Consider the following 14,151-nt stretch of genomic DNA (forward strand, 5'->3'; position numbering starts at 1 on the left):
CATTCATGGCGGACATCAATACATTCATTCAAGCAGTCAAACTGCCGGTCATGCCCGAAGTGGCGCATGCCCTTATTCGCACGCTCAACGACGAAGATGCCGACGTCGTCACCGTGCGGGACATCATTGCCAAAGACCCCGCGCTCACCACCACGCTGCTGCGCATGGCAAACAGTGCCTTGTTCGGGCTCTCTCGCAGCGTCACCACGCTGGACAGCGCGGTCAGCGTCGTGGGCATGACACAAATCAGGGCTCGCGCACTGGGCATCTGCATGTCTCAGGTCTTCAAGTTGCCGGACACTATCAACCGCCTGGAATTCTGGCGCTACAGCATGGTGTGCGCGGGCTATGCCAAGTTTCTGGCCCACAAAGTACACATCGACGAGCAACAAGCTTGGCTCACCGCCACGATGCTGCGCTTGGGCGAACTAGTCGTTGCACTGCAAAACCCGGAGGTCATTCCACCTATTGAAGCGCAGCCTCTCAATCCTGGAGAACGCTGGCAGAGAGAGCGTCAGCTCATCGGCTATGACGAGGGTCAGATCACCGCCGAGGTGGCCCGGCGTTGGGATTTTCCGGAAGAAGTCGTCATGGCTCTCGCCCATTGCGCAGACCCCTTAGCGGCAGTCGGGCAATCGCCGCTGTGCGCTGTCGTCCATCTGGCGGCTATGTGGGCCGATCAGAGCCGGGACATGGCCGCGCTCAAGGCTTCGGTGGCAGCCTCTCCGCCTGCAGTGCTGGCGTATTTGGAACTGGATCTGGCCGCCCTGCTCGAAGAAGTGCCGGACCCCGAGCAGTTCAGCGATATTTCGGCGCTGCTGCACTAAATAAAAAAGGCTCCTTACCCAGGAGCCTTTTTCAATAGCGGGGCCACTGTCAGGCCCCGGCCCTCTGCACCTTTAGCCCTTCAGCAGGGAGCCCAAGGCGCCCATCAAATCTCCGGCATTTCCCAAGCCCGCAGCGGGCAGTTCGCCACCGGGAGTGAGCTTGTCGACCAAACCGGGCAGCAGGTTCGACAACTGACCCGCCAGATCACCGGAGTTCAGGCCGGCCTGTTGCGCCAAGCCCGACAGTGCATCCGAGCCCAGCACTTGTTGCAGCTGCTCTGCTGACACCGGGAGGTTGGAGCCGGAGCCGATCCACGACGCCACCACATCGCCCAAACCGGCCTCCTGGAACTTGCTCACTAAGCCCTGAATGCCGCCCAGACTGCCGTTGCTACCCAGCAACTCGCTGGCCAACTGCATGATTTGGGGGTTGCCTTGCAACTGACCCAAGATGTCCTGCAGACCGCCGGAACCCGCGCCTTGCGTTACTGCGCCCAAAACAGAATCCAATAAACCCATAAAAACCTCCCGTGAAAGTAAAAAACCCCGCCCAGTGTGACACAGCCGTATGGCGCTCAGCCCATCAGGGCAAGCACAGCAATTGACCACATGCCGGCCCGTCCAGCGGCCACGCGTCGGCACGCTCCACACTGCGGCGCCCCTGGCTGATCAGGCTGGCAGCGCGCGCCACTCCGGCGTGCGTTACCCACACTTCGTCTCCCGGTGGGCTCAGCCGGTACGCATCCCACGCGCTGGCCACTCGGCCCATCATGCCCTCGACCGACTCACCGCCGCCAAAGCGGTGGCGGGAAAAATCGTCCGTCCAGGCTTGAACCAACTCCGGTGCAATGCTGCTCCAGGCGCAGCCCTCGTGCACACCGAAATCCATTTCCATGAGGCGCGGGTCTTCGGTGGCATCGTGCGCCAGGTCAGGCCGCAAGGCCAAAAGCTCCTGCGCGAGTTGCACGCAACGCTGCAGGGGCGAGTAGCGCAGGCGCGCACCTTGGGGTAGCGCCTGGGCCGCGGCCTGTGCGGCAGCTACGGTGGCTGCAGGGTCTGCCGCCACGTCCAAGCGGCCGTAACAGGTGCCAGGCGCCACCAGAGGACTTGCGTGCCGCAGCAGCCACAGGCTCACAGGCCCCCCCCTCGTTGCAGCAACCCGGCGGCCAGCGCTAGCCCCAGGTAAAACGCGATCTCACACACCTGCTGCACCGCGCCCAGGCAGTCGCCGGTAAAACCTTGCAGCCGCTGCGAGAACCACCGCGTCATCCACCACCAGCCCAGCCCAGCCCCGGCCAAGCCGCTACCAAGCGCCCACCAGCAAGCTTGGAAATCGAATACAAATGCTACTGTTTTCACAGCGAATGGCGCATACGATACAAGGGCTAGAGCCATAAAACACCACAAAGTAGCGACCAGAAGCGCGTGGGCGCTAATCTGGTTCGCCAGGGGTTTGGACTTGGACTGCGCGGCATCCCCCACGTGCGGTAGCAGCCGGATGGTGAACAGCGGCCAGGTGCGCGACACCACATGCCCTGCAAACAGGGCGCACACCATGACGCCCGCTCCCAACGTGCCGAGCAGGGCCAGCAGCGCCACCTTGCACAACAGCGCCACCATGACCGCAATGGCCCCGAAGGCCCCCACACGTGAGTCTTTCATGATCTCCAGCGCGCGCTCACGGTGGTAGCTGCCGCCCAAGCCGTCAGCCACATCGGCCAAGCCGTCTTCATGAAAGGCGCCGGTCATCACCACACTCAGCGCGGTGCCCAACGCCGCAGCCACCAAGGGTGCGAACGGGCCGGCAGGCAACAAGGCCAGCAAGCCCGCCGTGAGCAGCGCCACCGCGCCACCCACCAGCCACCCCACCCCCGGAAAATGCGCCGCACTCGCGCGCAGCATGGCGGGGCTGAAACCCACCCAGTCCGCCAGCCGGCCGGTCACCGGCACGCGGCTGAAAAACTGCAATGCCAGCAAGTAGTGGCGAATGAAACTGCGCATGGCGGTCAATGGGCAGGCTCAGCCCACCGCCACCGGTCCGTCCGCTTTTTCCGACACGCCGGCAGAGGCAAAGCTCGCCATGTCCCGCAGAACAGTGCAGGCCGACTGCAGCAGCGGCCAGGCCAGCGCCGCGCCGGAGCCTTCGCCCAAGCGCAGCCCCAAGTCCAGCAAGGCCTGCACCCCCAAGTGCTGCAACATGAATTCGTGGCCCCGCTCGCCCGAGCGGTGGGCAAACACACAGCGCTGCAACACCAGCGGTTGCACCGCGTGTGCGACCAGCACGGCACTGGTGGCAATAAAGCCGTCCACCACAATCACCCGGCGCTCCTGAGCTGCCTGCAGCACCGCGCCCACCATGGTGGCAATCTCAAAGCCGCCCAAAGCCGCCAGCGCGTCGAGCGGTGCAGTGGCCTCTGCGTGGCGTGCCAGCACCTCGCGCAGCACCTCGGTTTTGCGCAGCACCGCGGGCGCGTCCAGGCCGGTACCGGCGCCGGTGCACACCGCAATATCCAAACCGGCAAGGCGGGCCAACAGCAAAGACGCTGCCGACGTGTTGCCAATGCCCATTTCCCCTAGCAACAGCGCATTGCCCGGCAGGCCTTGCACCAGCGCCATGCCTTCTTGCAGGGCCTGATCGCGCTGTTGCGCGGTCATGGCGGGCTGCGCGGACGAGTCGGCCGTGCCGTGCTCTGCGCCCGGCACTTTGCGCACCTGAAGGCCGGCGCGGGTGGCGCCGGCGGGCAAACCGGCCAGAAAATCGTGTTTGACACCGCAGTCCACCACCGTGAGTGCAATACCGTTTTGCCGCGCCAGCACGCTCACAGCGGCGCCACCGGCCAGAAAATTTTCCACCATCTGCCAGGTCACATCACTCGGAAAGGCAGAGACACCCCGCGCGGTGAGCCCGTGGTCACCGGCAAACACCACCATCTGCGGCTGCTCCAGCACCGGTGCGGTGCTGCCCAGAATCTGGCCGATTTTGAGCGCCGCATCCTCGAGGCGCCCCAAGGAGCCCAGCGGTTTGGTTTTGTTGTTGAGCGTGTCCTGCAGCGCTTGCGTGAGCGCCGGATCGGCAATATCCGCCAGCGGTGTGGCGCCGGATGCGAGCGCCTGTGCGGCTGCGTTGGATGGATGGGCGTGCGAGCCCGATGCGGCGTGCGCCGACGATGTATTCATAGCATTCCCCTGTGCTAAACCCATGGAACGCAGCCCGGCCTTGCTGCGCTTGAACAACTTCAGGCCGGTCTTCTGGCTCGGATTCCACTGGCCCTGCGCGCCTTCCCGGCCTTGGCGGCCAGTGGCAGATTGCGCAGGTCATCGTCCTTACAGCGTTGGGCACGCGACGGATTCACACCGTCTTCCCGATTCTCCCCAAGCCGTGGCAAGGGGCACCTGAAGCAGCCGATGATAGCAGCGCGCCGGGTGGGCTCAGCGCGTCAAAAAACCGCCCAGCACACCGGGCGCAAAGTGCTGGCCGATGTAATCGGCCAAGCCGTCAAACACCCGGTCCAGCGTGGGCACAGGCCCTTGCAGCCGCCCGCCAAACAGCGCCTGCAACACTGCGGCGTCCTCTAACATGCCATGCAAGTACACGCCCAGCACATTGCCTTGCGGGTTAGTCCACCCCAAGCCGTCCGGCAGCACGGCGCAAGCCACGTTACCGGAGGCAGCCATGGCCGCGTGCGGGGCCGTTTGCCCATGGTGAATCTCATAGCCGGCCACCGACACACCCGCCAGAGCAGCCCAAGGCGAACTGTCTTGCGCGCCTTCCCGCGCGGGCGAACGCGATTCAGGGAAAAAACGGGTCGCCGTGTGCCGCACCGTCTTATCCTCCGCAAACACCGTCACCAGCGGCAACAGCCCCAGCCCCGGCGCATTGCCATCAATCCCGTGCGGGTCAATCAGCGCCTCGCCCAACATCTGCAAGCCACCGCACACACCCAACACCGCCCCGCCCTGCGCCGCATGCCCTGCCACCGCGGCATCCAGACCTTGGGCCCGCAACCACGCTAGGTCACCACTGGTGTGCTTGGAGCCGGGCAGGATGATCCAGTCGGTGGGTTTGAGGCCCGCCAACTCGCCGGGGCTGCGCACCCATTGCAGTTTGAGCCCCGGAATGTTTTTGAGCGGCTGAAATTCATCAAGGTTGCTCATGCGCGGGTAGGCCACCACCGCCACCGTCAGCTCCACCGAGCCCCGGCTGACACTGCGGTCGTCAAACACACCGTCTTCTTCAGGCAAACCGTGCTGCTGCCACATCGGCAACACCGCCACTGTGGGCACCCCGGTGAGCTCCTGCAAGCGCTCGGGCGCGGGCGACAACAGGCTGGCATCGCCCCGGAACTTGTTGAGCACAAAGCCCTTGATCAAGCGCCGCTCGTCCTCAGGCAACAGCGCCCACGTGCCATACAGGTGTGCAAAAGCACCGCCCTTGTCGATGTCGCTCACCAGCAAGCACGCCGCGTCCGCATGCTTGGCCACCCGCATGTTGACCACGTCGCCGCTGGACAAGTTGATCTCGGCGGGCGAGCCCGCGCCCTCGATCACCACCACATCGTTTTCCGCACGCAGGGCATCCAGCGCCGCCGCAATCTGGGGCCAGACCTTGAGGCTGCGCCCCCGCCACGGCATGGCGCTGAGCTCGGCATTCACCTGCCCCATCAGCACCACCTGGCTGTGGGTGTCGCGCTCGGGTTTGAGCAGTAGCGGGTTCATGCGCACTTCCGGCAGGGCGTTGGCAGCCAAGGCCTGAAAGTACTGCGCCGAGCCGATCTCGCCTTGCCCGCTGGCAGACGACACCACTCTGGCGTTGTTGCTCATGTTTTGCGCTTTGAAGGGCACGACCTTGAGCCCCTGGCGCGCGTAGTAGCGGCACAGCGCGGTGGTCACCCAGCTTTTGCCAGCGCCGCTGGTGGTGCCCAGCACCATGATGCAGCGGGCGGTCATGGCAGCGCCCTCACCCACGCAGCCGGGGCACTGCCCAGCAACAGCAGGCAGCCCAAGACCAGGTTCCATGTGCGGAGTGTGGTTCTGAATTTCACAATGTTTTCCTTCTTTTCAACGCCGCTCAGAGGCTTGTTGTTGATGTTGCGCACCCTCACCACGGCAAAGGCTCTGCCGAGTTCTGCACAGGCTGGCAATTCAACACGCCCTGCAAGGGATCATGCTCCCACGCGCCGCCGCGGTACGACCAATACCACCACGCCAACTGCGCCCCGGAGCCCAGAGCCATGCGGGCATGACGCTCGCCGCCCCTTCCGGCCCGGGCAGCAAAGCCCGACATATCAAGGCGCGAGACCACTGATTGCAGCCCTCGCGGGGTAGACGCTTGCAAGCAATATGGCTGGCCCTGCGCCAGCGCCCGCGCGGACTGAATTTTGGTCTGTGCCGCCATGAGCGACCAGGCCACCGCAGCCGCACAACACGCAACGCCAGCCACCCGAAAAACCGACTGCGCTTGCAGGCGATGGGCCGTGCGCGGCCACGGCCAGAGCCGCGGTGTCAACCACCACCACAGCCCACCCGCGACCAGCACGCCCGCGTGCAAGGCCAAAGCGCTAGAGAGCACCTTGTCCACCAGACTCAGGGTGACCACGGTCAGCACGGCGGCCATCACCATCCCGGCTAGGCTCGCCAAATACAGGTTGACCCCATGGGAATCGGCCACCGGCACGGGAGTCTTACGCAGCAACTTGGTCAGCACCACGCGCACAACCCCGACCGCCACCACCGCGAGCAAGAACATGAACACGATGGCCAAGCCAAACACATTCGCCGCGCCGGCTTGCACCCGGCTGAAGTCCACCCAGCACAGCACAAAACCCAGCAACAGGGTCAAAAACCAGGGCATCAGCCAGCGCCGGGGCATGAGCGCGGTAAACACCAAGGGCAAGAGCAATAAGAGCAAACCCACAACAGCCGCCGTATCAAATGGCCAGCGCCGCCAACAAGGCCGCCACCGCTTCAGGCGGCAACACACCCAAGCGCACCCAGCCGGGTAAGCCAAACGAAGTCGCGTCACGCAACTTGATGCCCCGGGCGCGCAGTGTCTCTAACAAGGTGTGCAGGTCCACCTCGGGGGGCGGACGGGCGCAAAAAAAGTTCGCATCGCTGGGCATGACGGACCAGCCGGCCTCTTCAAGGGCGCTGATTTGCCCGTGCTTCCAGGTGCGCAAGGTGTCCAGACTCCGGGACAGCCACCCCTGCGTGTCGGCCTCCGCCCAGCACTGCAACATGGCCACACCATGCGCGCCCAGCACCCACGAGGGCGCCATCGCATCCAATTCACCGGCGGCAGACTGGGCATGCACCGGCGCAATGGCATAGGCCGCGCGCACGCCGGTCAGGCCCAGCGCCTTGTTAGGCGAAAAGAGTTGCCACACAGCGTCGCGCTGGGTAGCGCTCAGCGCCGGCTCGCCGCTGAGTCGCAAAGGCGCATAGGCCCCGTCGAGCACCACCGTGCTGCGCTCCAGCGCCTGCGGCCAGCCGGTGTGATTCTGGCCGGTGGGGCTGGCGGGGTCGCAGGCCCAGACCAGGTCTGCCGCATCCGCCGCCGCAACCCGCTCCAAACCCCAGGCCTGCGCGGCGTGGGCGTAGTCGCCATAGGCGTGCAGCGGCAGGTGCACCCGGCTCCCGCCACGCTGCCGCACCCAAGCGGTAATGCGGAATATGATTTCGCTAGCGCTGCCCGCCAGCACCACCCGCCAAGGCTCCACCTTGTGGTGGGCAGCTAGGGCGGCTTTCAAAGCGGTGTAGTTCGGGTCGGGGTAGCGCGTGGCGTCGGCCGCTTGCACCGCCGCCAGCGCGTCGGGGCAAGGGCCACAGGCATTGCTGTTGGTCGAAAAGTCAAAGCGCGCCGGGCCTGCCGCGTCGGGGCCGCCGTGTATGCGTGCAGCTGCACTCACCTCAGACTCCCGCCGCTATCAAAAATAGAGCGCCTAGCGCAATCAACACGAGGGCTAGCACTGCTTTTGATACAAAAATCAGGGCTGCAGCCGTATCTGGCGCCTGCGCCTCCCGCCCCTCGGGGTTCAGCACATACACCGCCGGTTTGCGCAAGGCCACGCCCAGCACCAGGGCCATGGCGGCCATGGGCCAGCCGCTGTTGGGCGACGGGGTTTTGGCAGCCTCGGCGCGCAGCTGGCTGCGCAGCGCCCAGCCACGCCGGCCCTCTACCAGCAGGAGCAGCACCGCCGTCACGCGCGCGGGCACCCAGCTCAGCACATCGTCGGCGCGCGCCGCCCATTTGCCGGCCCACGCCCAGTTGCGCCCCTGGTAGACACCGGGGTAGCCCCACATGGCGTCGGCCGTGTTGGCAAAGCGGTAGAGCACCGCGCCCGGGAGCCCCAGCAGCAAAAACCAGAAGATGGGCGCCACCACCGAGTCATTCAGGTTCTCGGCCAGCGTCTCAATAGCGCTTTCGCGCACCTGCACGTCGGTGAGCTGGGTCACGTCCCGGCTCACCAGCCAGCGCAGGCGCTCCCGCCCCGCATCCAGCGACTCGGCCAGCGCGGCCTCCACGGCGCGCACCTCGCTTTTGAGCATGGCCAGTGCCAGCATGGGCTTGAGCAGCAGACCCAAGGTCAGGCCCGCAGCCCACCAGGGCAGCTCCAGCGCCAGCCCCTGCAACAACAAAGCCGCTATTAAAAACAGAGCAGCTCCCGCAGACCACATCAGGGCGGCAAGCCAAAAAGCCTTGAAATCTTGTGTATGGGGGTCTTGCGCCGCGTGGCGCTGCACCCGCTCGCCCGCCTTGGTGAGGTAGTTGCCCATCCACACCACCGGGTGCAGCGTGGCCGCAGGTTCGCCCCAGCGCCGGTCCACCCAGAGGGCGACCACCAGGGCCACGCCCACCGCGCCGGCCCAATGTTGGGGGGTGAATTCTGTAGTCATACGCGGTGCAGATCCATCAAAGTCGGGCGGTGCCGGGGTTGGAGACAAGGGCGGGCGCGCCATCATACGTGCGTCAGGCGGGGTGAAGGTTCGGCTGGCACAGTCGGGGTTTTTAACGAGGGGATAGTGAGATACTTGAGAGTTACCGACGCGCATCCCCTCGTGCAAAGCCACCCTTCCCCCTCCACTGCCAGCGAGCCCCGTATTCAGGGCTGGTGCCCCGGCGCGCTGCGGCCCATGCCGTCTGGCGACGGGCTGGTGGTGCGGGTGCGGCCGACCTTGGGGCGTCTCACGCCGCTACAGGCGCAAGGCCTGGCCGGTTTGGCCCAGCAATACGCCTCCCCCATGCTGGAACTCACCAGCCGGGCCAACCTGCAGCTGCGCGGCGTCTGCCCCGACAGCTACCCCGCCTTGATCAACGGCCTGCGAACCTTGGGCCTGCTCGACGAGCGCGCCGACATAGAAGGCCGCCGCAACCTGCTGCTCAGCCCTTTCTGGACTGACTCTGACGGCACGCCCGCCATTTGCGAGGCACTAACCCTAGCCTTGGCAGCGCCCGACGCCCCCACCCTGCCCGGCAAGTTCGGCTTCGCCCTGGACCTCGGGGCACCACCGGTGCTGCGCGCGGGCTCTGCCGACATCCGGCTCGAACGCTATGGCGGGCAGGTTTTGGTGTTTGCCGACGGCGCGCCCACTGGTGCCTGCGTGCCACTGGAGCAGGCCGCGCAGACCGCCATGGAGCTGGCGCGCTGGTTTGTGGCCAGTGGCGGCGTAGTCAACGGGCGGGGCCGCATGGCCCGCCTGCTGCAGCGCCAAGCCTTGCCTACCCGGTTTACCGCCACACCCGTGCCCCCCGCACCGGCGGCAGTGCAGCCTGTGGGCGACTCGGCGACCGGCATGGTGGTCGGCCTGGAGTTCGGGCAGCTGCCCGCCGACACGCTCTACCAGCTGGCTTCTCTCGCGCCACTGCGACTCACCCCCTGGCGCGGGCTGGTGATGGAGGGCCTGCACACCGCACCGGCCCTGCCCGAGCTCATTACCAACCCGCACGATGCGCGCCTTCGCGTGATGGCCTGCACCGGTGCCCCCGGTTGCACCCAGGCGCTCGGCCCCACCCGCGCGCTGGCCCGTTTTCTTGCGCCCTTGCTGCCAGCAGGCCGCACCGCCCATGTGTCGGGCTGCAGCAAAGGCTGCGCCCACCATGGCAACACTTTGACCGTGGTGGCCGCTGATGCGGGCTACCACCTGATTGACCACGGCACTGCCCAAAGCGCGCCCGACGCCACCGGCCTCGACGCGCAGGGCATTGCCGCCTACCTAGAACAACAACGATTGCATGCGCCATACGTATGAAACCGATGGCGACGCCATCTACCGGCAGTCTTTTGCCACCATCCGCGCCGAGGCCGAACTCGCCCGCTTCAACCCCGTCGAAGAGCTGGCCGTCGTCCGCATGATCCACGCCGCCGGCATGGTCGGGCTGGAGGCGCATGTGCAGTTTTCTGAAGGCATGGCCGAGGCCGCCCGCACAGCGCTGGAGGCCGGCGCGCCCATTTTGTGCGACGTGCGCATGGTGAGCGAGGGCATTACCCGCACCCGCCTGCCCGCCGACAACCAGGTGCTGTGCACCCTGCAAGACCCGTCGGTGCGCGAGTTGGCCAAATCCATGGGCACCACCCGCAGTGCCGCTGCGCTGGAGCTCTGGCGCCAGCACTTGGCAGGCGCGGTAGTGGCCATTGGCAATGCGCCAACCGCCCTCTTTCATTTGCTCAATATGCTGCAAGACCCTGCCTGCCCGCGCCCGGCCGCCATCATTGGCTGCCCGGTGGGCTTTGTGGGGGCGGCCGAGTCCAAAGCCGCGCTCATGGCCGACCTGCCTGCCCCCAGCATGGTGGTGCATGGCCGCTTGGGCGGCAGCGCCATCACCGTGGCGGCAGTTAATGCACTCGCCTGCCGGAGGGAAATCTGATGGGACGCATTCTTTGCGCGGGCCTGGGGCCCGGTGACCCCGATTTGATGAGCGTGCGCTCCGACCGCGCCATCCGCGCCGCCACCCACGTGGCCTACTTCCGCAAAAAAGGCCGCCCCGGTCAGGCGCGCCGCATTGTCGAAGGCATGTTGCTGCCCGGTGCCACCGAGTACCCCATGGAATACCCGGTGACCACCGAGCTGCCTTTTGACAGCCCCGAATACATCCACTGCCTGGCCACCTTTTACGACGACTGGGCCGACCGCCTGGCCGAGCTTGCGCAAACCGAAGACGTGCTGGTGCTGTGCGAAGGCGACCCGTTTTTTTATGGCTCGTTCATGCACCTCTATACCCGGCTGCAAGGCCGCGCAGTGGTGGAGGTGATACCCGGCATTCCCGGCATGGTGGGCTGCTGGTCGGCCACTGGCGTGCCCATCACCTGGGGCGACGATGTCATGACCGTGCTCATGGGCACCCTGCCGGAAGACGAGTTGGCCCGCCACATGCAAACCGCCGATGCCCTCGTCATCATGAAAACCGGCCGCAACCTGCCCCGCGTGCGCAGCGCGCTGGCCCAAGCCGGCCGCTTGGAGCAGGCCTGGCTGGTTGAGCGCGGCACCATGCCCGGTGAGCGCGTCGTGAAGCTGGCCGAGGTAGATGGCAGCGACTGCCCTTATTTCGCCATCGTGCTGGTTCACGGCCAAGGCCGCCGCCCCGAGGTGCAGGAATGACCGCACCGCTGGCCACCGGCACGCTGTGTATTGCGGGCCTCGGCCCGGGTGATGCGCAATTGGTCACACCCGAAGTAACTGCCTCCCTAGAGGCCGCCACCGACATCGTGGGCTACATCCCTTATGTGGCGCGCATTGCGCCGCGCCCCGGCCTCACGCTGCACGCCTCAGACAACCGGGTCGAAATGGACCGCGCCCGCGCTGCCTTGCAAATGGCCGCCGAGGGCAAACAGGTGGTGATTGTGTCGTCCGGCGACCCTGGCGTGTTTGCCATGGCCGCGGCCGTGTTTGAAGCGCTGGAGGGCCGGCCCGACTGGCAGGTGCTGGATATTCGGGTGCTGCCCGGCATTACCGCCATGTTGGCCGCTGCAGCACGCGCCGGTGCGCCCCTGGGCCACGACTTTTGCGCCATCAACCTGAGCGACAACCTCAAACCCGCCGAGCTGATTGAAGTCCGCGTGCGCGCCGCCGCCGGGGCCGACTTTGCCATGGCGTTTTACAACCCCCGCTCCGCCAGTCGCCCCCACACCTTTGGCCGCGTGCTGCAGGTGCTGCTGGAGGCTTGTGGCCCGGAGCGCCTGATTACCTTTGCCCGCGCGGTGAGCACGCCTGAAGAAAAGCTGCTCACGGTGCGCCTGGGTGACGCCACCCCCGAGATGGCGGACATGCGCACCGTGGTCATTGTGGGCAACAGCGCCACCCGCTACGTGGGCCGCTTTGTGTACACCCCGCGCTCGGCGCTATGAATTTAGTAGCTGCCCGCGCAGTCAAGACGGCGCAAAACCTCATTCACGCTATGCACCACGGTGCGGGCAGGAATGTGCGGCCGGTCTATCAATATGACGGGCAGCCCCAACTCGCGGGCCGCTATCAGCTTGGCCTCGGCACCCGCGCCGCCCGAGTTTTTAGAAACGATGTGCGTGATGCCATGCGCTTGCAGCAAAGCGCGGTCGCCCTCCAGCGTGAAGGGGCCGCGGTCCAGCACCACCTGGCCGCGCGCGGCGGGCAAGTCCAGCACCGGGTCCACCAAGCGCAACAAGTACCAGTGCTGTGTGTGGGCCAAAAACGGCGCCAGGTTCTGCTTGCCAATCGCCAAAAACACACGGGCGGGCTCCGCGGGCAAGGCTTGCACGGCGGCAGCCATGTCGGCTACATGCGTCCACACATCACCGTTCTGTGCTTGCCACGCGGGCCGCTCCAAGGCCAGCAAGGGCACGCCAGCGGCTGCACAGGCCTGCACGGCGTTGCTGCTCATTTGGGCGGCAAAGGGGTGGGTGGCGTCCACAACGTGGGTAATGCGCTCGGCCTGCAAATAAGCCTGCAAGCCCGCCACCCCGCCAAAGCCGCCCACGCGGGTGGGCAGCGGCTGGGCCACGGGCGCGTCCGTCCTACCTGCGTAAGAAAACACCGCGTCCACCCCGGCCTGGGCCAAGGCTTGTGCCAAGCGGCTGGCCTCGGTGGTGCCGCCCAGCAACAACACCCGCAAGGAGCCGCGTGCTATGTCTGAACCGTGGTTGTCTACCCCTTGGCTAACGGTCATTGGAATCGGTGAAGAGGGTCTGCATGGTCTGGGCGATGGTAGCCGCTCGGCACTGGCCCGCGCGCAGCACGTGTTCGGCGGGCCCCGCCATTTGGCGCTGGCCGATGTGGGCAGCCGTGGCCGCGAGTGGCCCGTGCCTTTTGACGTGGCGCCCGTGCTGGCCCTGCGCGGCCAAGCGGTGGTGGTGCTGGCCTCGGGCGACCCGTTTTGGTTCGGGGCCGGTGGCAGCCTGGCGGCGCACTTGCAGCCCGGCGAATGGATGGCCCACCCTGCGCCGTCTACCTTTGCACTGGCGGCTTCGCGCCTGGCGTGGCGGCTGGAGGCGGTGCACTGCTTCGGCCTGCACGCCGCGCCCTTTGAGCGCACCCGAAGCAGCCTGCACCCCGGCGCGCAGCTGATCTGCCTGCTGCGCGATGCGACGGCAGTAGCTGAATTTGCCCAGTGGCTCACCGCCCAAGGCTGTGGCGCATCTGCCCTGTGGGTGCTGGAAGCGCTGGGCGGCCCGCGCGAGCGCGTGCGCCAGACCACGGCAGAAGCGCTGGCCTTTGCCGACATCCAAACCCCGGTCGCGGTAGCCGTGCACGTGACCAGCCATGAGGCCACCTTCAAAGGCCTGCCCCGCACCCCTGGCCTGCCGGACGCGGGCTTTGCCAGCGACGGGCAAATTACCAAGTCCCCCATTCGCGCGCTCACATTGGCCGCACTCGCGCCCCGCCCCGGCGAACACCTGTGGGACCTGGGCGCGGGCTCCGGCTCGGTGTCGGTGGAGTGGTGTTTGGCCGGTGGCAGCAGCAGCGCGGTGGAGCAACACGCCGAGCGCGTGGGCAACATACGCCACAACGCCGCCCACTTTGGCATAGCCCACCGCCTGCGCGTGCACCACGGCCACACGCCGGAGCTGCTGGCCAGCTTGCCCACACCGCACGCTATTTTTGTAGGTGGCGGGTTCGACTTGGCGCTCTTCGCCCTGCTGCAAGCCACCGCCCCGCAAGGCACCCGCTTGGTGGTGAACGCGGTAACGCTGGAGACCGAATCGGCCCTGCTGCAACTGCACGCCCAACACGGCGGTGAGCTGCTGCGCATCGAGCTGGCGCAGGCCGCGCCCTTGGGCCGCATGCGCGGCTGGCAAGCCAGCCGCCCGGTGGTGCAATGGAGCGCCACGCTGTGAACTCCGCGCCCCTGGCCGCCCGC

15 protein-coding genes and 1 riboswitch are annotated in these 14,151 nt (G+C 66.4%); of the genes, 6 read left to right on the forward strand and 9 right to left on the reverse strand.

Annotated elements, in window-relative coordinates:
* Nucleotides 1–5 precede the first annotated feature (5 nt).
* Nucleotides 6–827, forward strand: coding sequence for an HDOD domain-containing protein (locus QZW03_RS00305; protein ID WP_296507268.1), 822 nt, complete (start codon nt 6–8; stop codon nt 825–827).
* A 72-nt stretch (nt 828–899) separates the two neighbouring features.
* On the opposite strand, the gene QZW03_RS00310 is transcribed toward QZW03_RS00305, so the two are convergent.
* The 8 genes from QZW03_RS00310 to cbiB all read right to left on the reverse strand — a co-directional run bounded on the left by QZW03_RS00310 (nt 900) and on the right by cbiB (nt 8,720).
* On the reverse strand, nt 900–1,346 hold the full coding sequence (locus QZW03_RS00310) for a YidB family protein (protein WP_296507270.1): 447 nt from the start codon (nt 1,344–1,346) through the stop codon (nt 900–902).
* 64 nt (nt 1,347–1,410) lie between these two features.
* On the reverse strand, nt 1,411–1,962 hold the full coding sequence (locus tag QZW03_RS00315) for a histidine phosphatase family protein (RefSeq protein WP_296507272.1): 552 nt from the start codon (nt 1,960–1,962) through the stop codon (nt 1,411–1,413).
* The gene (locus QZW03_RS00320) at nt 1,959–2,828 is read right to left on the reverse strand and encodes an adenosylcobinamide-GDP ribazoletransferase (protein ID WP_296507274.1); all 870 of its coding nucleotides are present in this window, start codon (nt 2,826–2,828) and stop codon (nt 1,959–1,961) included. Before QZW03_RS00320 ends, QZW03_RS00315 begins: the two co-directional genes overlap by 4 nt.
* 18 nt (nt 2,829–2,846) lie before the next feature.
* Complete coding sequence (cobT, locus tag QZW03_RS00325) at nt 2,847–4,004, reverse strand: nicotinate-nucleotide--dimethylbenzimidazole phosphoribosyltransferase (protein WP_296507276.1); 1,158 nt, start codon at nt 4,002–4,004, stop codon at nt 2,847–2,849.
* Between the two features lie 44 nt (nt 4,005–4,048).
* Nucleotides 4,049–4,239: riboswitch (cobalamin riboswitch) on the reverse strand.
* 17 nt (nt 4,240–4,256) lie between these two features.
* Nucleotides 4,257–5,774, reverse strand: coding sequence for a cobyric acid synthase (locus tag QZW03_RS00330; RefSeq protein WP_296508289.1), 1,518 nt, complete (start codon nt 5,772–5,774; stop codon nt 4,257–4,259).
* Nucleotides 5,775–5,925: 151 nt separating this feature from the next.
* Nucleotides 5,926–6,741, reverse strand: coding sequence for a hypothetical protein (locus QZW03_RS00335; RefSeq protein WP_296507277.1), 816 nt, complete (start codon nt 6,739–6,741; stop codon nt 5,926–5,928).
* A 13-nt stretch (nt 6,742–6,754) separates the two neighbouring features.
* Entirely contained in the window at nt 6,755–7,732 is a 978-nt protein-coding gene (locus QZW03_RS00340; protein ID WP_296507279.1) for an aminotransferase class I/II-fold pyridoxal phosphate-dependent enzyme, read from the reverse strand.
* A 1-nt stretch (nt 7,733) separates the two neighbouring features.
* Complete coding sequence (cbiB, locus tag QZW03_RS00345) at nt 7,734–8,720, reverse strand: adenosylcobinamide-phosphate synthase CbiB (protein WP_296507281.1); 987 nt, start codon at nt 8,718–8,720, stop codon at nt 7,734–7,736.
* A 162-nt stretch (nt 8,721–8,882) separates the two neighbouring features.
* On the opposite strand from cbiB, the gene cobG reads away from it, so the two are divergent.
* The 4 genes from cobG to cobJ are packed head-to-tail and all read left to right on the forward strand — an operon-like array spanning nt 8,883 to nt 12,166.
* Nucleotides 8,883–10,073 (forward strand): precorrin-3B synthase, encoded by a 1,191-nt coding sequence (cobG, locus tag QZW03_RS00350; protein WP_296507283.1) that lies wholly within the window; start codon nt 8,883–8,885, stop codon nt 10,071–10,073.
* Nucleotides 10,057–10,689 carry a precorrin-8X methylmutase gene (locus QZW03_RS00355; protein ID WP_296507285.1) on the forward strand — a complete coding sequence of 211 codons (633 nt, stop codon included), beginning with the start codon at nt 10,057–10,059 and terminating at the stop codon, nt 10,687–10,689. The genes cobG and QZW03_RS00355 overlap by 17 nt, the downstream gene beginning before the upstream one ends.
* On the forward strand, nt 10,689–11,420 hold the full coding sequence (locus QZW03_RS00360) for a precorrin-2 C(20)-methyltransferase (RefSeq protein WP_296507289.1): 732 nt from the start codon (nt 10,689–10,691) through the stop codon (nt 11,418–11,420). Before QZW03_RS00355 ends, QZW03_RS00360 begins: the two co-directional genes overlap by 1 nt.
* Nucleotides 11,417–12,166, forward strand: coding sequence for a precorrin-3B C(17)-methyltransferase (gene cobJ / locus QZW03_RS00365; RefSeq protein WP_296507291.1), 750 nt, complete (start codon nt 11,417–11,419; stop codon nt 12,164–12,166). The genes QZW03_RS00360 and cobJ overlap by 4 nt, the downstream gene beginning before the upstream one ends.
* Nucleotides 12,167–12,168: 2 nt before the next feature.
* On the opposite strand, the gene QZW03_RS00370 is transcribed toward cobJ, so the two are convergent.
* On the reverse strand, nt 12,169–12,960 hold the full coding sequence (locus QZW03_RS00370; RefSeq protein ID WP_296507293.1) for a cobalt-precorrin-6A reductase: 792 nt from the start codon (nt 12,958–12,960) through the stop codon (nt 12,169–12,171).
* On the opposite strand from QZW03_RS00370, the gene cbiE reads away from it, so the two are divergent.
* A complete protein-coding gene (gene cbiE, locus QZW03_RS00375) occupies nt 12,920–14,128 on the forward strand; it encodes a precorrin-6y C5,15-methyltransferase (decarboxylating) subunit CbiE (protein WP_296507294.1) in 1,209 nt (402 codons plus the stop codon). The two genes, QZW03_RS00370 and cbiE, sit on opposite strands and share 41 nt — an antisense overlap.
* Nucleotides 14,129–14,151: the final 23 nt, after the last annotated feature.

Source organism: Rhodoferax sp. (assembly GCF_013297935.1).
GTDB lineage: Bacteria > Pseudomonadota > Gammaproteobacteria > Burkholderiales > Burkholderiaceae_C > Allorhodoferax.